The sequence below is a fragment of the Pantoea sp. IMH genome (assembly GCF_000599885.1).
GTDB lineage: Bacteria > Pseudomonadota > Gammaproteobacteria > Enterobacterales > Enterobacteriaceae > Erwinia.
Window position 1 is genome coordinate 345,625 of the sequence record NZ_JFGT01000004.1, and the last position, 18,613, is coordinate 364,237.

General features: G+C 53.1%; 16 protein-coding genes and 1 pseudogene. 5 read left to right on the forward strand and 12 right to left on the reverse strand.

Annotated elements, in window-relative coordinates; genetic code table 11:
- Window positions 1-42: 42 nt before the first annotated feature.
- The 7 genes and pseudogenes from EA20_RS0108070 to EA20_RS0108100 all read right to left on the reverse strand — a co-directional run bounded on the left by EA20_RS0108070 (window position 43) and on the right by EA20_RS0108100 (window position 5,980).
- Window positions 43-510 carry a hypothetical protein gene (locus tag EA20_RS0108070; protein WP_024966338.1) on the reverse strand — a complete coding sequence of 156 codons (468 nt, stop codon included), beginning with the start codon at window positions 508-510 and terminating at the stop codon, window positions 43-45.
- Window positions 507-692 carry a hypothetical protein gene (locus EA20_RS0108075; RefSeq protein ID WP_024966339.1) on the reverse strand — a complete coding sequence of 62 codons (186 nt, stop codon included), beginning with the start codon at window positions 690-692 and terminating at the stop codon, window positions 507-509. Before EA20_RS0108075 ends, EA20_RS0108070 begins: the two co-directional genes overlap by 4 nt.
- 11 nt (window positions 693-703) lie before the next feature.
- A pseudogene (tssD, locus tag EA20_RS19580) lies at window positions 704-1,195 on the reverse strand (type VI secretion system tube protein TssD).
- Window positions 1,196-1,736: 541 nt separating this feature from the next.
- Entirely contained in the window at window positions 1,737-2,099 is a 363-nt protein-coding gene (locus tag EA20_RS0108085) for a YibL family ribosome-associated protein (protein ID WP_024966340.1), read from the reverse strand.
- A 72-nt stretch (window positions 2,100-2,171) separates the two neighbouring features.
- Window positions 2,172-2,717: a mannitol operon repressor MtlR gene (mtlR, locus tag EA20_RS0108090; RefSeq protein WP_038381548.1), complete on the reverse strand. Its 546-nt coding sequence runs from the start codon at window positions 2,715-2,717 to the stop codon at window positions 2,172-2,174.
- An 80-nt stretch (window positions 2,718-2,797) separates the two neighbouring features.
- Complete coding sequence (mtlD, locus tag EA20_RS0108095; protein ID WP_024966342.1) at window positions 2,798-3,946, reverse strand: mannitol-1-phosphate 5-dehydrogenase; 1,149 nt, start codon at window positions 3,944-3,946, stop codon at window positions 2,798-2,800.
- Between the two features lie 99 nt (window positions 3,947-4,045).
- Window positions 4,046-5,980, reverse strand: coding sequence for a PTS mannitol transporter subunit IICBA (locus EA20_RS0108100; RefSeq protein WP_024966343.1), 1,935 nt, complete (start codon window positions 5,978-5,980; stop codon window positions 4,046-4,048).
- A gap of 496 nt (window positions 5,981-6,476) precedes the next feature.
- On the opposite strand from EA20_RS0108100, the gene EA20_RS19585 reads away from it, so the two are divergent.
- The 3 genes from EA20_RS19585 to EA20_RS20175 all read left to right on the forward strand — a co-directional run bounded on the left by EA20_RS19585 (window position 6,477) and on the right by EA20_RS20175 (window position 8,301).
- A complete protein-coding gene (locus tag EA20_RS19585; protein WP_024966344.1) occupies window positions 6,477-6,935 on the forward strand; it encodes a GNAT family N-acetyltransferase in 459 nt (152 codons plus the stop codon).
- A complete protein-coding gene (locus EA20_RS0108110; RefSeq protein ID WP_024966345.1) occupies window positions 6,914-7,627 on the forward strand; it encodes a hypothetical protein in 714 nt (237 codons plus the stop codon). Before EA20_RS19585 ends, EA20_RS0108110 begins: the two co-directional genes overlap by 22 nt.
- Before the next feature lie 194 nt (window positions 7,628-7,821).
- Complete coding sequence (locus EA20_RS20175; protein ID WP_071995392.1) at window positions 7,822-8,301, forward strand: type VI secretion system tube protein TssD; 480 nt, start codon at window positions 7,822-7,824, stop codon at window positions 8,299-8,301.
- Here EA20_RS20175 and EA20_RS20965 read toward each other — a convergent pair.
- The gene (locus EA20_RS20965) at window positions 8,261-8,740 is read right to left on the reverse strand and encodes a hypothetical protein (protein WP_200868313.1); all 480 of its coding nucleotides are present in this window, start codon (window positions 8,738-8,740) and stop codon (window positions 8,261-8,263) included. The genes EA20_RS20175 and EA20_RS20965 overlap by 41 nt on opposite strands.
- A gap of 910 nt (window positions 8,741-9,650) precedes the next feature.
- Window positions 9,651-10,367 (reverse strand): DUF3053 domain-containing protein, encoded by a 717-nt coding sequence (locus tag EA20_RS0108130; protein ID WP_024966349.1) that lies wholly within the window; start codon window positions 10,365-10,367, stop codon window positions 9,651-9,653.
- A 508-nt stretch (window positions 10,368-10,875) separates the two neighbouring features.
- Between EA20_RS0108130 and EA20_RS0108135 the strand changes: the two genes are divergently transcribed.
- Window positions 10,876-11,169, forward strand: a complete 294-nt coding sequence (locus EA20_RS0108135; protein ID WP_024966350.1) for an HTH-type transcriptional regulator — start codon at window positions 10,876-10,878, stop codon at window positions 11,167-11,169.
- Window positions 11,170-11,531: 362 nt separating this feature from the next.
- Here the strand turns inward: EA20_RS0108135 and glyS are convergent, their stop codons facing one another.
- Together glyS and glyQ are read right to left on the reverse strand one after the other, a co-directional pair.
- On the reverse strand, window positions 11,532-13,601 hold the full coding sequence (gene glyS, locus EA20_RS0108140; protein WP_024966351.1) for a glycine--tRNA ligase subunit beta: 2,070 nt from the start codon (window positions 13,599-13,601) through the stop codon (window positions 11,532-11,534).
- A 9-nt stretch (window positions 13,602-13,610) separates the two neighbouring features.
- Complete coding sequence (gene glyQ, locus EA20_RS0108145) at window positions 13,611-14,519, reverse strand: glycine--tRNA ligase subunit alpha (RefSeq protein WP_024966352.1); 909 nt, start codon at window positions 14,517-14,519, stop codon at window positions 13,611-13,613.
- A gap of 162 nt (window positions 14,520-14,681) precedes the next feature.
- Between glyQ and EA20_RS0108150 the strand changes: the two genes are divergently transcribed.
- Window positions 14,682-15,677 (forward strand): acyltransferase, encoded by a 996-nt coding sequence (locus EA20_RS0108150; RefSeq protein ID WP_024966353.1) that lies wholly within the window; start codon window positions 14,682-14,684, stop codon window positions 15,675-15,677.
- 60 nt (window positions 15,678-15,737) lie between these two features.
- On the opposite strand, the gene malT is transcribed toward EA20_RS0108150, so the two are convergent.
- Entirely contained in the window at window positions 15,738-18,464 is a 2,727-nt protein-coding gene (gene malT, locus EA20_RS0108155; RefSeq protein ID WP_024966354.1) for an HTH-type transcriptional regulator MalT, read from the reverse strand.
- Between the last annotated feature and the right edge of the window lie 149 nt (window positions 18,465-18,613).

Consider the following 18,613-nt stretch of genomic DNA (forward strand, 5'->3'; position numbering starts at 1 on the left):
CATCAGACACCAATGAAAAAAGCCCAGCAGGGCTTTTGTAGGTTACTGCTTTGGTGATTTAACCGCTTCTTGCCTGATTTCATCAATCGTGTCACGCATGTTATTCAGGCATTCCGCTGCCGGTTTCCCAGCTTGTTCAAGTGCCGGTTCCGCCTTGACGAAATACGCTTCAACTTGTGTCTTTGTGGCATTCGTCATTAGTGGGAGGCTGCATATCAGTAATGTGCCAAAGCGCTGTTGTAGGCGGTTTGTACTCGTCTTAAACTGATTTGTGACATCAAGCACAGCTATTGGCTCTTTAATCAATGCCATGCTGATAGCGGTCGTCAGTTGTTCCGCGCGATCGTCATCCAGGCTGTCACCAATGCTTTTGATCTTCTCCGGTAACGCCTGAATTGTCGTAGGATCAGCGCTGGCCACTAGCCTGATGTAAGCATTCCAGTCGCTATCTGAGGCCATACAGGAGGCCGACAGAATGAAAATCGCAAGAACGATACCACACCGAATCATCTTATTACCTCTGGCGTGTTATCACTGGAATGAATAATTTTACCGCGTACTACCGGCCCCATGCTTTTAACGTGTTGGCGGTCGGGGTTGTTCTTATTGGACAGGTTGCCGGAGTAACCCGTGCCGATCAACTTGCCCTTATGCCTGAGTTCGCCAGTGCTCTGGTAATAAATCCATGCCATGTGAGATCTCCTTATGCAATACTGCGCTCGTTCCAGCTATCAGAATGAACAATATTCCCATCCAGATATTTCCAGATGATTTTTTCATACGACATTTCGATCAATTCTTTGTGATCGTAATGCGCATAATCCCTATCTTTCACATCCTCCATCCAGGGTACGGCAGAGGTAATTCGGGCATTTTCCAGAAAAATATTAAAATATTCTTCTTCCTGACCTGTGTGATTAATGCGATAGAATTTTAATTCGGCTGATTTTAATTTTTTTCCCGTACAGGAAAATTGTTAAAGGTAAGGACTTGAGGGATCCACAGCCTTTGTGAATACAAATGGCACATGTTCACGGGTAGCTGTTATCTTGCCGGAGAGATTGTCTGTTGGGAGTGATACGCAGTGAGCCAGCGCAGTTACTTTTATGCTTCCTTCACGTCCATGTATATCTACTGCACCCTTTACAAGGTTTCCTGCATCGCCGGTAAGCCAGAGATAAACAGGTATAGCCATCACCTTACTTTTCTTAATTCCTTGCCTGGAGTGGGATATTATGGCTGTGGTGATGAAAAATCAACCACTCAGGCAAAAGGGTACCTGATGCTGGGTACACCACGAGGGCAGAGCGACCAGCGTCAGGTCGTTCTGTTTGGGTTCTGATGGTGTGGAATGTTGGGGTCTGATGCTCAGTCGAACGAACAGGTGCCTGTGTTCGGCGTATAGGGGTGACGCTGTAGCCTGTGGCATCTGCGGTTTCCCGGATGCTCAGTGTTTTAACCTGACGGTAGAACCTCCATTAATCATCTCGCCAGAACCTGGCAGAATAGGGTGCTGGTATATTAGCGCTGATTTATGGGGGTACCTCGGCGCCAGCGCGAACTTCATCGTTTTGACTATAGGCTAGCGCAAAAGGCGCGCAGTAAGGATCTTGTAAGATTTTCTTAGTGTGGGGGAGCGCCGGAAAAGAGGAGGATGCTTCAGCTTTCTGCTGCCGGGAAGCTAAGCCGCGCAAGAGTGAGTGTATCGCACCCTTGCGCAGAGAAACGGCGGCGCGTTAAAACGCTTTTTTTGCGAAGCCGGTCATTTCGCTCAGGCCCATTTCACGGCCCAGCGCGGTCATCGGATGCACCACCACAATACCGCGCACGCTTTTTTTCAGCGCACCCAGGTTGGCCTGCTCTTTTTTAGTGATGGCGCGGCTGAACGGCAGCTGCTTCAGCTGCTGCGCTTCTTTACTCAGCTTCTCTTCGCGCACGCCGCGAAGACGCTCGATCTCAGCAATAAGCTTGTCTTTTTCTTTCAGCAGTTCGCCGAGTTTTTCCGCATCGCCAGATTCCAGCAGCAGCGGTTCTTTGTGCGTCAGGGCATCCAGCTTATCGCTGAGAGTTCTGATTTCTGCCTGGACTTGTTCTTTCATAGATAATAACCGTGAAGTGATTCATTGCCGCAAGGATACACGAAAGCGACAGGAAGAGGGAAAGGGCATTGGCTACTTTTTGAAAGCCTGCTTGAGACTGATGCGGGAAATCAGCTCGGTCAGGGAAAGCACCATCGTCGATCGCACCACCTGCTGATAACGCTGCTGCAGCATGGCACGGAGTTCTGCATCCTCAACGGAAAGGTCGGGCGACGGCGGCAGCGCGGCTACGCAGTGTAGTTCGCCAAACGGGCCCAGCAGCGCATCGTCCGTAAAGCGGTAATCGGTGCCGTCGTCGTTCAGCGCTTCGCGCAGCGCCATCAGCAGTTCGGCATCCTCATACTCGTTGCGGCTGATCACGCCCAGTCCGTAAATCAGCTTCAGCCGTACCGACAGTTCACCCAGCGGACCGTCACCCAATAGCAGTGGCTCAACCGCGTACTTCACGGCATAGTCGTCCTTGCGAAACACCTGAATAACCAGCATGTTGACCGCTTCGCTCAGCAACTCAACAGCCGCGATCAGGAAGCTTCTGACCGTACGTCCGGCATTCAGGCGCTCCAGCACCCGATTCTCAAAAGCCTGTGGTTTTTCCATAAGAGCCTGCATATCATTCATTGCCAGACGGCACGCCGCCCTAACGGGCACGACGTTGCCGTGCCCTGTCCGCTCATCCCTTGACGTCGGAAGTGGGGGCATTATGCCATAGCATTCCAGGCTTTCACCACGTCAGCTATGACCTCGCTGTCTGCATCAAGACCGGAAACCTGTGCCAGCGTCGCCTGCGGACCGAGGCGGGAGAGCAGCTCTGCCAGCTCCCGGGCCTGAGGATCTTCATCGCTGTGATAGCGCATCGCGGCGGCGATACCGGTAACCAGGTTGGCATGCGGCAGACCATATTCCAGCGTACCCAGCGTCGGTTTGATCAGACGGTCGCCTGCGCTCAGTTTTCGCAGCGGCTGGCGTCCTACACGCTCAACGTCATCTTGCAGGTAAGGGTTTTCAAAACGGCCAAGGATTTTCTGAATATAGGCCGCATGCTTATCTGCATCAAAGCCGTAGCGCTTAATCAGCACCGCGCCGCTCTCCTCCATCGCACCTTTCACTACCGCGCGTACTTTCTCATCCTGGATCGCATCACGAATGGTTTTATGGCCGGCAAGCTGGCCCAGATAGGCGGTAATGGCGTGGCCAGTATTGAGGGTGAAAAGTTTACGCTCCACAAAAGCCATCAGATTGTCGGTCAGCTCCATGCCGGGAATGAGAGGCAGCTCGCCCTTAAACTGGGTTTTATCCACGATCCACTCGCTGAAGGTTTCCACCGTCACTTCCAGCGGATCGGTCGTTCCTGCAGCGGACGGCGGCACGATGCGGTCAACGGCGGAGTCCACAAAACCGACGTTTTCCTCAACCCAGGTGTGGTACTGTTCCGGCAGCGCCTTCATCACATGCCCTTTCAGCTGCGTGGTGCCACGCACCATGTTTTCACAGGCGATGATATTCAGCGGACGGGTGTTTCCGTTATCGCAGCGCTTAGTCAGGCCCTTTGCGATGCCGCCCGCGATGCGCTCAAGGATCTGCGGACCCACCGCCGTGGTAACGATATCCACTTCCGCAATCAGCGGGATGATCTCATCACTGGCGCTGCTGACGGCGTTAACGCCCTTAACAATTTCTACCTGCGCCTGTTCGCCCACAACGTGAACCGGATACTCGTGCCGCGCGTTTAACGCCTCTAATACGACCTGGTTGACGTCGGCGAACGTTAACTGCACGCCAGCATCAGCCAGCAATTTACCAATAAAACCGCGGCCAATATTTCCGGCACCAAAATGTAATGCTTTCATAATTTTTCCCGTTTCAACGATCGAGGGCCGGGCAAACCCGACCCGAAAAATGAGCCGGGCATGCCCGGCCCTGGGGTGAATCTGACTTGTCCGGCTGCGTTACGCTGGCTTTTTACCAGACAGCAGGTCCAGCACTTCCTGAACGTCGGTGGTGCTGGCCAGACGGGCGATAACCGTTTCATCGTCCAGTGCATTGGTCAGGCTGGTGATCACCTGAATGTGCTCGTTATTACGGGCAGCAATACCTATTACCAGACGGGCGATGTCCTCTTCGTCTTCGCCGAAACGCACACCTTCAGGATACTGACAGAACACCACGCCCGTTTTCAGCACGCGATCTTTCGCTTCAATTGTGCCGTGCGGCACGGCGATAGACTCACCGAGGTAAGTTGGGGTCAGCTTCTCACGATCCAGCATCGCTTCCACATACTCCGGCTCAACGTAACCGCCTTTCACCAGCTGCTCACCGGCAAAGCGGATCGCCTGCTCTTTCTGCGTCGCCTGATTGCCAAGGAAAATATTGGCGGCGCTCAGTTTAAACAGATGTTCGTTGCTGTCGTCATAGCTGTCGCTCAGCGCGGCCGTCACTTTTTCGCGATGTCCTGCGCTGCGGTTGGCATCCACCAGACGGGAGGTCAGGTCGGTATAAAGGCCGCTGTCCAGGAAGTTCGTCAGGGAGATATGCTGCGCGTGAGGTGCCTGGCGCATCGCCCGCTCGGTCAGATCGCGGTGGGTAATCACCAGATCCACATCGCCAGGCAGGTTGTTGATCGCGGTGTTGGTGACAGAGACATTTGTCAGGCCAGCATCGTTCACTTTTTTACGTAGTACGCCTGCACCCATCGCGCTGGAACCCATACCGGCATCACAGGCAACGATAATTTTACGGACAAGGCTCAGATCGCTGTTCATGCCGTCCGCGCCGCCAGTCACCGGCGTGGCGCTCTGTCCTTTGGACTGCGCTTTCATTTCGTTAACGCGACGGGCAGCGGCTTCGATATCGTCATCTTCTTTCACCTTGCTGGTTTTCAGCAGGATAGCGGAGACTACGAAGGAGACGGCAAATGCTGCCACAATCGCCGCGATATTGGCGAAGTAAGCACCTTTTGGCGTCATGGCCAGCACGGCCAGAATCGAGCCAGGGGAAGCCGGAGAGACCAGGCCACCGTCCAGCAGCGTCAGGGTAAACACGCCGGTCATACCGCCCAGGATCACGGCGATAATCAGACGCGGGTTCATCAGCACGTACGGGAAGTAGATTTCGTGGATGCCGCCGAGGAAGTGGATAATTGCCGCACCGCCCGCAGACTGCTTAGCATTACCGCGACCAAAGAACATATAGGCCATCAGTACGCCCATACCCGGACCGGGGTTTGCTTCTATCAGGAAGAAGATGGATTTTCCGGCTTCGCTGGCCTGCTGAATACCCAGCGGCGAGAAGATGCCGTGGTTAATCGCGTTATTCAGGAAGAGGATTTTCGCCGGTTCAACAAAGATGGAGGTCAGCGGCAGCAGGTTGTTCTGCACCATCATATTCACGCCTGCGGCGAGAATAAGGGAAAGGCCCTGCACCAGCGGACCGATAGCCAGAAACGCCAGGATCGCCAACAGCATACCGATGATACCGGCAGAGAAGTTGTTGACCAGCATTTCGAAGCCGCTTTTGATTTTGCCATCAACAACGCTGTCGAATTTCTTGATCGCCCAGCCGCCCAGCGGACCGGCAATCATTGAGCCGAGGAACATCGGCATGTCGGCACCGACAATCACACCCATGGTGGTGATCGCACCTACCACGCCGCCGCGATCGCCGCCGACCAGACGTCCACCGGTATAACCAATCAGCAACGGCAGGAGGTAGGTGATCATCGGACCAACCAGCTTGGCCATGGTTTCATTTGGCAGCCAGCCGGTAGGAATAAACAGTGCGGTGATAATACCCCAGGCGATAAACGCCCCGATATTTGGCATCACCATGTTGCTCAGAAAGCGACCAAAGTTCTGAACCCTGATCTTGATATCTGATGAGGACATAAAAACACACCCCTTATTGGTACGCGCCGACAAATAAGAGAGCGCGCTATTTATGTTGAGGACATTACGGGTTAACCGTCAGGATTACTGTATGCACGCGGACTTTAGCACGCGAATATGACGCTGCGTAGCGACCCTGAAAAGTGTGACGTAAATCACTAAGTTATGTGGACTTTAGGGCGTATTTTAGTGACTCATGTCACAAATATGTAGTGTAAAAAAAAGACGCTGGCGTAAAAACGCGCAAAAAACGGTTTGAAATGTGATTTGCATCACTTTTTGGTGTAGGAGGTTTGTGATTGAAATGTGATAAATATCACAAAATATTTTCAGGCTGGAATGCGTCCGCTCACAGTTTCCCCTGGCCGCAATTTTGCTAAACACCGTACGTAAGAAAATCACGCGTTTTCATGTCCCGCTACTCTGTACCCTGCGAGTAAAGTATCTTCGGACAATAAAGGCGTTTATCAGCGCTAAAACCAGGAGATGAAAGTCGATGAATATCAGGCTGGCGATACCCGCTGACGCAGAAGCGTGCTGGAATATCAGAAACCAGGCTATTCGCCATGGATGTCAGCGCAGCTATGCTGCTGCGGTGATCGATGCCTGGGCTCCTGACGCTATGCCGGCAAGTTACCGGGCCGTTATCGCCGCCAATCCCTTTTTCATTGTTGAAGGCCCGGATGCCAGACCCGCGGCGACCGGTTATCTCGATCTCACTTCCGGCAGCGTTGAGGCTGTTTTTACGCTGCCTGCGTATACCGGATGGGGTTTTAGCAGCCAGATTATTAACGCCATTAAAGACGAAGCGCGTAAGCGCGGTTTTAAAGCGTTAACATTGTTTTCTACTCCTAATGCTCCCACCAATGGCGTTTTGAATTGCCCTTTTTTCAATGTACACTTTCATAACCACGCATTGAGTATGGATACATTATGCAGGCATCTGATTATCTAAAAATGAAGTTCCAGAGCGATCGGCAGCTGGCCATTTATGGGCAACAAGGAGTCACATCAACATGGAAAGCGATGAAGGGCATAGGTTCTGATATTTACTCTGGTATTGAGCGAGCAAGTTGGTATTCCTCCTGTCTTATCCCGTCATATCACGATGTATGTAGAGAATTACAATCCGAAGAGGAACGGATGTTGTATTCAATAATATCCATTTATCGATACCGTGACGTGATAGGCCACATATTTTATCTCTATTTTCAAATGGTCATCAACGATGCGGGAAATGATGACCATAAGGGCATGGTGCGTTCTGTTGATACAAAGAGCGCTGGAATTGCTGCCTGTATTACAACAGCCAGGGCTACGCGCATAGGACTTGCGGTTGCGCTATCAGAAGCATTGAATATGTCAAACTTAGTATCTGATACCGTCATCGAGAGGCTTGCTGCGCGGATTCCTAACATTGTCTGGATGTTCCAGATATTTGGAACCGATCAGAAATGTGCTCTTGCTGCTCGTAGGCTAAAAACGCTTGATCCAAAGTACTACGCAATACTCTATTCCGCACAATTAGAAATGCTTTATTATTTCATCGAGCCTTTCTTATCCAGAGTAATAAAAGATGTTCAGATGGGGGTTTATCGTAACTTCGATGAAATTTATGACTTCGTAAAGAATAAATATCATGTTTAAGACCATTCTGTCTCTTATTTTGAATGAAGGGCTTCTTCTGGTATGCCTTATTGGATTTGGATTGATCTTTCTGAAGTTCTTTCCTACATACTGGCTGGTATTAACAATTATTTTAATTATCGCGCTGGTAATAATATTACCGAAGCTCACCGCAAGATTCGATAAATACGACAAATGATTTACAAGGAGGTTTTATGTCAAGCCCAGCTTATTTATGGTTAACAGACGAAAATGGCTCACCTATGGTCGGACCTTCCCTTGTGTTCGGGCGTGAAGGTGCAATTGAACTAAAGTCATTAACTCATAACGTTAATATTCCTGTGGATGGGAATACAGGGAGATTAACCGGTACACGCATACATATGCCGATTATGATTCAAAAGGAGTTTGACCGTGTGACTCCTCTTTTATTTCGGGCATTGAGCTCTGGAAAGACACTAAAGTCAGCAACGATAAAAATGTATCAAGCAAATGATTCAGGTTTAGAGCAAGAATATTTTAACATTATTTTGGAAGGCGTAAAAGTAACTTCAATCACACCAGGTTTGTATCCTGGTGCAAGCACAGGGACACACCTTGAAACTCTTCTTTTGCGCTATGAGAAAATCACATGGAAGCATTGTGAAGGTAATGTCATCTATAGCGATTCATGGAACGAGCGAGCAACATATTAAAAAGCGGCATTATCATAATATCCGTTATTAGTACCGCCAGAATGCGCTGCGGTATTTCCGGTGAGCAGGGGATAAAAGCGGTAACAATCCCCTGAAAAGCTCCTGGAAACACACCTGATAAGTTTCCCCCGGATGTATGGTTTATACAGCCAGGTGAATTAGCGCTGGTTCTGTTCGTAAGCGGATACAGGCCCTTTTTCATTATGTTATCCATAATGGATAAACATCTTTTTTTCCAGGGGATACCTGGATTCACAGCCATAATTGCGGTTCTGGCTTTTAAATAGTACTTATTGATTTCATCCCCGGTTGGTTCAATAAATGGCATGCCACATATTGAATTAACGTTATTTTCATCAACAAATTTCAACACCTCTGATGGATGGTCAGGCAAAGTATAGGCCATTGATATCGTTAACCCCTCCTGAAAAGAATTCATCCCGAGAAATGGCTCCTTATTTAATTCTTGGTATAACGTTATCCAGCGCGTCCGCCCATCAGAAATATACTCAGAGATAGGGTCATAGTCAGATTCTGAAAGATTACTACTGTCTTGATGATTTATCGCCGATGTTACTTTCCAATATAGCACCTGCTCTTCATTATCACTGATGCCTGAAGAGCAGGCGCTGATAAATAATAAAAAAATAAGAGGTGTTGATTTAACTTTACGATTAACTCCCTGTCAGCCCTTTTCTTACTTACGTCGGATAAGGCAACAATACACCCAATGGAGGCCGTACGATCATCGTCTTTCAGCCAGAGATACGCTGGAATTGCCATGATTTTACTTCGCTCCATGAAATTAAAATGCCCACACAAAGAATGGATGAATTATGGGCTGGCTTAAATTAATCTTACTGTTTGGCACCAGGGTATCTTCGGTTGAAAATGGTCAAAAGCAGAGCCTTAATCCTGGTATAACTGTCCCGATGGTGTAGAAAAGTTTTACCAGATAGCAAATCACTTGGCGTGCTGAATAAGGTCAGATATCTGTGCGGAAAGTAATAATTGTGCCTTACGCCCGGCGATGGCCTTCATTATTTTAAGCTGAAAGGGCGCTATTAAAGGCTACGCCCGGCAAGGTCATAGGGAAAATTCATCATATCGGGTATAAAACGCGAGATGAAAACGGCATCTCTGAACGACGATATTTTACTAAAGGCGGGGATCAGCGTACTTATCAGGTATATGCATTGCTGGGTTTATTGAGCATCATCTTCAGCGGGCGCTTAAACCATAAATAACTGTATTTATCCCTCTTTATCCGCAAGCCGGATATAAAAAAGCAGCCTCAGCCGGCTGCTTTTCAAAATGTTTTATATCCCGTTACGCCTCTGAAAGGCAGGTTAACGGAGATCCTGCTGCAGAGCGCTTTGCGCCTGGGTCAGCGCCTGAGCATTCGCGGAGAGGTTATTCATCAGCGTGTTGTACTGGGTGGCCTGCTGCTGAGTCGGGAACTGGATAGCCGGACCGTTAAAGGTAACCTGCTCACCCTGCTGCTGGAGGAAATCACCGGCCTGCACCGCACTCTCACTGAGCGCCTGCAGCGAAGGCAGCAGCGTAATCAGCGTATCAGAGGGTTGCGTTACTACCTTGTCATAAACCTTGTCATAGGTCGGCTTCAGGTCGTCAGGCTGCTTCAGGGCCGCTTTGCTGCTGTCTGCCTGGCTTCTGGCTGACTGGATCTGCTGTGTCATCACGTTAAGCGAGCCACTTGCCTGACGCAATGAGTCACGACGGATCAGATAATCCTGCGGCGTGCGGATAGCCGAAAGCTCATCAACGACGGGCTTCATACCGGTATCGACCGCGCGATTAACCTGCTGAGAAAAGCCGTAAATAATGGCGTAATCGGTCACGTATTTACCAAATTTTTGCTTCTGGTCTTCGCTCAGGCTTGGCAAATGTTCGCCGCTGCGCATAACGGTATTTTGCAGGAAGTCATTAAAGGCTTTGCGCTGGTCGGCTTCATTGTCGCCACAGCCGGTCAGCTGGAAAACCAGCATAAGTGTTGCCATAGGCACCAGCAGACGCGTCCAGGCGCGTGAAATTCCTGAGGTCATGGGAGTAACTCCTGTAAATAAAAAAGGCTTATATCTGGCTCGAATAAGCGAGGCTTTTGCCGCGTCTAAAGAATAGTCTACCTCGCCTCAGGAGGATATGAAAAGGCGGATCGGTGAGGGAAGAAATCTCCCCGTTGTGACAGATAACCGGTAAAACGGTGCGGACCTTCGCCAGCAGGCTCCAGAATATTCCTAAAGTGTTTTTAATGATAAGCAATGCTTTCTTAAACTGTAACCGTTACCAGGTCAGGCAGGATGCCTTATCGCAGCGTATACCGCTGTCTCCGGGCAATCCAGGGCAGTGTGCAAGATCGAAAAATAGTCAAAAAAACATCACGCAAACTGGCGTTTTTGATCTAATAATTATGTTCCTGGCGTTTCTTTGAGCTGCCTCTCGCTTTCCTGATAAGAGCTTCTCAGCGGCTAATGCCCGCCAGCTTTATGAGCCTGAGTCTCAGGTTCTTCCCTCTGGTCGTTCACATTTTGTGATTTTTATGAGGAGTGCTTTATGGAAACTAAAGATCCTATGACTGAATTGCTGTCCAGTCTCGAACACATTGTATTAACGCGCGAAGTTATTAAAGCGGCGCCCCCATTAAAGGGGGAAGTTTCTACGCCAGAACCAAAGCGTATCCGTGAAATTACTGGCATGGAAATTAATGAGTTCGCCCTCGCAATGGGCGTGAGCGTTTCGTCGGTGAAAAGTTGGGAAGCCAAGCGCACCAAACCTTCGCGCAGCGCCCAGAAACTGATGCAGCTCATTCAGTCGAATCCCTGCCTCAGCCGTGAGCTGCTGGGGTAGCCGGCAAACCCGCCTGTTGGCGGGTTTTGTCTTTCAGCCGCGTCCCGCCTGCCCAACCGGTATTTTTCGCTTTCCGATAAACCCCCTTTCTGCTGAATATAAATAACTACTCCTTCTTTAAGCTTGAAGTGTTCAGCCTGCCTGCATTTCGGGTAAAGCGGGCTGTCGATGAAGAGAATGGTTCCGCTGAGGGAATAACAGGGGTGATGTCCACCGCACAAAGGCACCAGGCGGAGGTTTCACGTATCAGGTGCGCTGAAACCCATCAGCAAGGATTTATCGTTCGGGTTAAGGGGTAAGGCAGAACGGAGAGCCAAAAAAACCCGCCAAAAGGCGGGTTTGTTTAGGCAGCGAAACGTTAGTTACTGCAGCAGCGAGATATCAGCAACCTGCAGGAACAGTTCGCGCAGCTTCGCCAGCAGCGTCAGACGGTTGATGCGGACCTCGCGATCTTCCGCATTGACCATCACCTTCTCAAAGAAGGCGTCAACGGCAGGGCGGAGCTGGGCCAGCTCGACCAGCGCATCCTGATAGCGACCTTCAGCAAAGTAAGGCTGCAGCTTGCTGCTCAGGGCGGAAACGTAGGTTGCCAGCTTGATCTCTTCATTCTCTTTCAGCAGCGAAGCCTGAACGCGCTCATTAAGCGGCTCCGTTGATTTCGCCAGAATGTTGGAGACGCGCTTGTTGGCGGCGGCCAGCGTGGCGGCATCGTCCAGCGTGCGGAAGTGGGATACCGCTCTCATGCGGGCATTGAAATCCGCCGGACGGGTTGGACGACGGGCCAGCACTGCCTGAATAGTATCGACGCTATGACCTTCCTCCTGATACCAGGTGCGGAAGCGGCCCAGCATAAAGTCAATCACCTCATCGACGACGTTGGCGTTGCTCAGCTTGGTACCGTAAAGGCGAACGGCTTCTTCGGTCAGCGTTTGCAGATCGAGCGGCAGGTTCTTCTCCACGATAATGCGCAGCACGCCCAGCGCGGCGCGGCGCAGGGCGAACGGGTCTTTATCCCCTTTCGGATGCTGACCGATACCGAAGATACCGGCAAGCGTATCCATCTTGTCCGCGATAGCCAGTGCGCAGGCAACCGGGTTGGAGGGCAGATCGTCACCGGCGAAGCGCGGCTGATACTGTTCGTTCAGCGCCACGGCAACGTCTTCCGCTTCACCGTCGTGACGTGCGTAATGCATCCCCATAACGCCCTGGGTGTCGGTAAACTCGAACACCATATTGGTCATCAGGTCGCATTTGGAGAGCAGGCCAGCGCGGGTCGCGTGATTGACGTCAGCACCAGTCTGGCTGGCAATCCAGCCCGCCAGCGCCTGAATGCGGTCGGTTTTATCGCGCAGCGTGCCCAGCTCTTTCTGGAACAGCACGGTTTCCAGACGCGGCAGATTATCTTCCAGACGCTTTTTACGATCGGCGTTGAAGAAAAATTCCGCATCGGCCAGGCGTGGACGCACCACTTTCTCGTTACCGGAAATAATCTGCTGGGGATCTTTCGAGTCGATGTTGGTCACGAAGATAAAGTTTGGCAGCAGCTTGCCGGCACTGTCGTAAACCGGGAAGTACTTCTGGTCGCCCTTCATGGTGTAAACCAGCGCTTCGGCCGGCACCGCGAGGAACTTCTCTTCGAACTTCGCCGTCAGCACGACCGGCCACTCTACCAGCGAGGTCACTTCTTCCAGCAGGCTGTCGCTCAGATCCGCGACGCCACCGATCTCGCGTGCTGCCGCTTCGGCATCTGCTTTAATCTGGGCTTTACGGGCTTCGTAGTCAGCCTGAACCTTGCCACGCTCCAGCAGGATCTGCGGATACTGGTCGGCATTGTCGATAGTGAATGCCGGCTCGCCCATAAAACGGTGGCCGCGCAGGGTACGGGCTGAGTCGATACCCAGAATGGTGGCGGGAATACTCTCTTCGCCCAGCAGCAGCGTCACGGTATGCACCGGACGGACGAACTGGACGTCGGAGTTGCCCCAGCGCATCAGTTTCGGGATCGGCAGCTTCGCCAGCGAGGTGGCGATCATCGCGGGCAGCAGCGACTGGGCGCTTTCGCCCTTAACGTGCGCACGGTACAGCAGCCATTCGCCTTTATCGGTGCTCAGACGCTCGGCCTGATCGACAGTAATGCCGCAGCCGCGTGCCCAGCCTTCAGCGGCTTTGGTGGCAACGCCGTTGGCGTCAAAGGCAGCGGCAATCGCCGGGCCGCGTTTTTCCACTTCGCGATCTGGCTGGGCAGCGCTCAGGCTGGCCACCTTCAGCGCCAGACGACGCGGCGTGGCGTACCAGCATACCTCGCCATGGCTCAGGCCAGCGGCGTCCAGTTCAGCGGTAAAATGGGCGGCAAAAGCTTCGGCCAGGCTGCGCAGCGCCTTTGGCGGCAGCTCTTCGGTGCCGATCTCCACCAGAAAAGTTTTTTCAGTCATGGCTGCCTCTTATTTCGTTTTGCACATCGGGAAGCCCAGCGCCTCGCGAGACGCATAGTAGGCCTCAGCCACGGCTTTGGTCAGGGTACGGATGCGCAGGATATAGCGCTGACGTTCGGTCACGGAAATCGCCTTGCGGGCATCCAGCAGGTTAAAGGTGTGGCCCGCTTTCAGAATACGTTCGTAGGCAGGCAGCGGCAGCGGTTTCTCCAGCGCCAGCAGGCTTTGCGCCTCTTTCTCATACTGTTCAAAGCAGGTGAACAGGAAATCGACGTCCGCGTGCTCGAAGTTATAAGTCGACTGCTCAACTTCATTTTGATGGAACACGTCACCGTAGGTGGTTTTCCCCAGCGGACCGTCGCTCCAGACCAGATCGTAAACGCTGTCCACGCCCTGGATATACATCGCGAGGCGTTCCAGACCGTAGGTGATCTCACCGGTCACAGGCTTACATTCAAGGCCGCCAACCTGCTGGAAATAGGTAAACTGCGTCACTTCCATGCCGTTCAGCCAGACTTCCCAGCCCAGGCCCCAGGCGCCGAGCGTCGGGTTTTCCCAGTTATCTTCGACGAAGCGGATATCGTGGATGGTCGGATCCAGACCCAGCTCGTTCAGCGAGCCGAGATAAAGCTCCTGAATATTGTCCGGCGACGGCTTAATGATCACCTGAAACTGATAGTAGTGCTGTAAACGGTTAGGGTTTTCGCCATAGCGGCCGTCGGTCGGACGGCGGGAAGGCTGCACGTAAGCGGCGGCAATCGGCTCCGGGCCGAGCGCCCGCAGGCAGGTCATCGGGTGAGAGGTTCCCGCACCCACTTCCATGTCCAGTGGCTGAACAATGGTGCAGCCCTGGCGTGCCCAGTAATCCTGTAAGGTCAGGATCAGTCCCTGAAAGGTCTTGGTATCAAACTTTTGCATGTTGGATTCGCACGCGAGACAGTAGTTATAAAAAGTGGGCGCCAGTATACCCTTTGACCGGGCGATAGTCAGCCCGATCTGATTTTCGTCCGCTCAGGTTGTTGATTATCAGCCACCTGGCTACGCTCTGGTACGCACTGATGCCTGGGGATTGAGGATGAGATGAAGGAAAAGGTTAACTGGATAGACAATTTACGCGCTGTCGCCTGCCTGATGGTGATTATGATCCATACGACGACCTGGTATGTGACCAATGCCGGATCGGTCAGCGAAACGACCTGGGATCTGTCAAACCTGCTTAACTCCGCCTCGCGCGTCTGCGTGCCGATCTTTTTTATGATTTCGGGCTATCTGTTTTTTGGCGAGCGCAGCGCTCAGGGCCGTCACTTTTTACGTATTGCGCTCTGCCTTCTTTTCTACAGCCTGGTCGCGCTGGCCTACATCACCTGGCTGACGCCGATTAGCGAGGGGCTTTCGGTCAGAAACCTGTTTCAGAAGCCCGTCTTCTACCACTTATGGTTTTTCTTCGCCATTATCACTATCTATCTGCTCTCGCCGCTGATTCAGGTCAAGCCGGTGACGGCGGGCTATCTCGCGGCAGTGACAGTAGTGCTGGCCGTGCTCGCCAACCCCAATACCGTTGAGCAATCTGTCGGATCGTTTCAGTGGCTACCGCTGAACCTCTACATCAGCGGAGACAGCTTCTATTACGTGCTCTATGCCCTGTTTGGCCGGGCAATCGGCATGATGAACACCGACAGACGCTGGCTCAGCTGGCTGGCAGGCCTGGCGTTTATCGCCAGCGTGGCAGGCATTGCGGTGGGCACCAAAAAACAGATGGCCATCAACGGCGCCTTTGCCGACACCTGGTATCTCTACTGCGGACCGGTAGTCTTTATCGCGGCGGTCAGCCTGCTGCTGCTGTTTAAGAACTGCCTCAATCAGCGCACGTTGCCGTTTTTAGCGTTAATTTCCCGCAATTCGCTGCCCATTTACGGCTTTCACGCGCTGTTTATCCACTATATGCGCACCCACGATCTGGACTATACGAACCGGCCGCTGCTGGATATTCCGCTGATTTTTATGGTGACGCTGGGCGGCAGCCTGCTGCTGGCAACGGTGCTGCGCAGGCTGGATACCAGGCATCTGGTGAGTTGAGTACTGAACTCGCTGTGGACGCTGTCCGTTCAGCCTGGAGGCGGCTGAACGGGCGATGCATCAGGTGCCATACCCCATCACCTGGAGTAGGTGATGCGCCTGCTGGACGGCATCCTGGCGATGCGCGATACCCATTTTCTGATACAGGTTGCGGATATGTGTTTTGATGGTGGTGGCGGCCACATCCAGCTCCCCGGCGATCTGGTCATTACTGTAGCCGGAATAGATAAGCCCCAGCACCTGCCATTCGCGCTGGGTGAGTGGGCTGGTCCGGATCAGCTCAGGCACCTGCGGATGGTTAAGCAGCTTGCTGACGAACCCTTCATCAAAGTGGGCAAATTTGTGGCGATGATGCTGATTGATTTCACGCAGCACATGCTGAGCGCGACGGCGCTCCAGCTCCGGCAGCAGGTTAAGCTGCATTAACTGTCGCAACTGCTGGGCCATAATCTCGCCCTCAATCACGAAGTGGCTGATAAAACCGGTGCGGTTTGCCAGCTCCAGCGCCTCAATCAGCGCGACCTGCGCCTCGCTTTTCCGTCCGGTCTGCCAGTAAAGCAGATTGAGCAGCAGCAGGTTGCGGTTGAGATCGCTGGCGAGGCGAAACTGCCGGGCGTTAGCGTTCAGCTCGTCCAGAATCGCTTCCGCTTCCTCAAATTTATCCAGCAGGATCTGCATCCGGGCGATATTGCGCCACTGTCCCTGCTGAAAGTGGTTGCTCGCTTCGCCCGATCGGGCGGCCTGCTGAAGCCAGAGGCGTGCGGCGGCCTTATCGCCGGTGATCTGCCAGTAAATCACCCGGGTCTTGTCGGTATTGGTCAGCCAGTCAACGTGATACTGACCGGTTTTCAGCAGCGCTTCACAGCGCTGGAGGTAGTGGTGGGCGTTGTCGAGCTGTCCCCGGGCCAGCGAGCATTTCGCCAGCATCGCCAGACACTGTAGCTGCTGCTGAGGATGGAAGTTGGTCAGCACTTCAAGCCCCTGTCGTGCCGCCTGTTCAGCCTCGTCGAAGCGGGACCATGACCAGAGCAGCTGCGAGCGCAGACGCAGCAGAAATTCATGCATAGGCAGCTGTTGCAGATGCTGCTCGCGCACCAGCTCAAAGGCGCGATCCTGCATCTCGTAGGCCGCCTGCAAAAAACCCTGGGCAATCAGGATTTCGCTCTGCTGTAGCAGTGCCCAGAGCGCGTAATGGTAAACCTGATAGCGACGGGCGATCTGCTCCGTTTGCTGCATCATCGGCAGGGCGCGGGCGAAATCTCCCCGGCAGTGCAGAATTTCGCCGGTGACGGAGGTCGCCACGATGCGGCTGTAATAACTGTCATAGGGAAGGTAACGTAACGCTTCGCTGGCCAGCCGCTCCGCTTCATCCTGTCGGCCATCGTTAATGGCGACCTGGGCACGCAGCGCGTCGAACTCTGCGGTAAGCTCCCGATCCATAATAATATTGCACCGCTGCATTTCATCGCTGGCGCGGGCGATCAGGGCTTCCACTTCCGCATAGCGGTGCTGGCTCTGCGCCAGCCAGGCCTGCAGCAGCACCAGCTTCGGATTCTGGATCAGGCAATCGTAAGGCAGGGCGCTCAGGCAGGATTCCAGCAGCGCCAGCTCGCTCTGATTGAACAGGGACCAGGCGTGCTGGAGCAAAATGTCCCGCAGCAGGGTGATATCTTCTGCGCCGAGCGCATGGTGGATCGCCTCGGCCGGAAAGCCCTGCGCCAGCCAGCCTTCCGCCGCCGCGCGGTGGATTTCCGGCAGTTCGCCCGCCAGCTCCCACTGGCAGCGCTGCCGCAGGAAGGAGGCAAACAGCGGATGGAAGTTAAACCACTCCCCGGTATCGTCCATTCGGTGGATAAACAGTCCCTGGCACTCCAGCGCTTCCAGCCGCTCCTGACCATTATCGCCGCCGGTCAGGCGCACAATCAGCGCATCATTCATTGAACGCAGCAGGGAGCAGCGGAGCAGGAAGTCGCGGGTCGGTTTATCCACCCGGTCCAGCACTTCTTCCACCAGATACTGCGAAAGATGGCTGGCGTTCAGCCCGGAAAGCTTGCGCGCCGACTGCTGGGTGGACTGCTGCGCGGGCGTGGTGGACTGCCGGGCAGAGAGCGCAATCAGCTGCAGCGCAGTGGCCCATCCCGCCACGTCATCGCACAGGCGGCTGCTGTCAGCCTGATCGATCGGATCGGCCAGCCGGCAGTCAAAAAACTGCTGCGTTTCATGATGGGTAAAAGCGAGCTGGTCAGCATTCAGTTCCAGCAGCTGGTCGCGTACGCGCAGATTGGCGATGCCCAGCGGCGGCAGGGTGCGGGAAAGCACCAGCAGCGAGACGTTTTCCGGCTGATGGCGCAGGAAAAACCGCATTCCTTCATGGATCGCGTCGTTATGGATCAAGTGATAATCATCGATCACCAGCAGCAGCGGCGCGTTCCACTCAGACAGCTCGACAAACAGCTGGGCGAACAGCGCGGAGAGGCTGGCATACTGGTGATTAAGGCTCAGCGCCTCGCTTTTTTTGCAGTGATCGCCGGTCGCTAACTGGATAGCGGCAATCAGATAGGTGGCAAAACGTTCCGGCTGATTATCGCTTTCGTCCAGCGAATACCAGCCGAGGTGATTTTTACCCGAGGCCCAGTGCGCCATCAGGGTCGTTTTACCGTAACCCGCCGGGCTGGTCACCAGCGTCAGACGATATTGAGGCACGGCAGAAAGCCTGGTCAGCAAACGCTCGCGCACCACCGTATTTTGTAACCGCACCGGGCGGCTCAGCTTCGAAGGTATCAGCATAATTTTGGTTCTTATGGCGGAGCCCAGAGGGATTTTTATTTATTTTAGAGGGCGTAATTAATCCTGTTTCTTAAAGTCTGCCTTCAATGCGTTGATTGCAAGCTAGTTTCATTTTGGCGTTTCGTTTAGTCGTACTTCGTCACAATTCT

Excerpts from the sequence above, each read along its gene's own strand:
- EA20_RS0108110 (WP_024966345.1), top strand. The coding sequence starts at position 6,914 with ATGCAGGCATCTGATTATCTAAAAATGAAGTTCCAGAGCGATCGGCAG.
- mtlD (WP_024966342.1), bottom strand. The coding sequence starts at position 3,946 with ATGAAAGCATTACATTTTGGTGCCGGAAATATTGGCCGCGGTTTTATT.
- EA20_RS0108135 (WP_024966350.1), top strand. The coding sequence starts at position 10,876 with ATGGAAACTAAAGATCCTATGACTGAATTGCTGTCCAGTCTCGAACAC.
- mtlR (WP_038381548.1), bottom strand. The coding sequence starts at position 2,717 with ATGAATGATATGCAGGCTCTTATGGAAAAACCACAGGCTTTTGAGAAT.
- EA20_RS0108130 (WP_024966349.1), bottom strand. The coding sequence starts at position 10,367 with ATGACCTCAGGAATTTCACGCGCCTGGACGCGTCTGCTGGTGCCTATG.
- EA20_RS20175 (WP_071995392.1), top strand. The coding sequence starts at position 7,822 with ATGTCAAGCCCAGCTTATTTATGGTTAACAGACGAAAATGGCTCACCT.
- EA20_RS0108075 (WP_024966339.1), bottom strand. The coding sequence starts at position 692 with ATGGCATGGATTTATTACCAGAGCACTGGCGAACTCAGGCATAAGGGC.
- EA20_RS0108100 (WP_024966343.1), bottom strand. The coding sequence starts at position 5,980 with ATGTCCTCATCAGATATCAAGATCAGGGTTCAGAACTTTGGTCGCTTT.
- EA20_RS20965 (WP_200868313.1), bottom strand. The coding sequence starts at position 8,740 with ATGAATTCTTTTCAGGAGGGGTTAACGATATCAATGGCCTATACTTTG.
- EA20_RS19585 (WP_024966344.1), top strand. The coding sequence starts at position 6,477 with ATGAATATCAGGCTGGCGATACCCGCTGACGCAGAAGCGTGCTGGAAT.
- glyQ (WP_024966352.1), bottom strand. The coding sequence starts at position 14,519 with ATGCAAAAGTTTGATACCAAGACCTTTCAGGGACTGATCCTGACCTTA.
- EA20_RS0108070 (WP_024966338.1), bottom strand. The coding sequence starts at position 510 with ATGATTCGGTGTGGTATCGTTCTTGCGATTTTCATTCTGTCGGCCTCC.
- glyS (WP_024966351.1), bottom strand. The coding sequence starts at position 13,601 with ATGACTGAAAAAACTTTTCTGGTGGAGATCGGCACCGAAGAGCTGCCG.
- EA20_RS0108150 (WP_024966353.1), top strand. The coding sequence starts at position 14,682 with ATGAAGGAAAAGGTTAACTGGATAGACAATTTACGCGCTGTCGCCTGC.
- EA20_RS0108085 (WP_024966340.1), bottom strand. The coding sequence starts at position 2,099 with ATGAAAGAACAAGTCCAGGCAGAAATCAGAACTCTCAGCGATAAGCTG.
- malT (WP_024966354.1), bottom strand. The coding sequence starts at position 18,464 with ATGCTGATACCTTCGAAGCTGAGCCGCCCGGTGCGGTTACAAAATACG.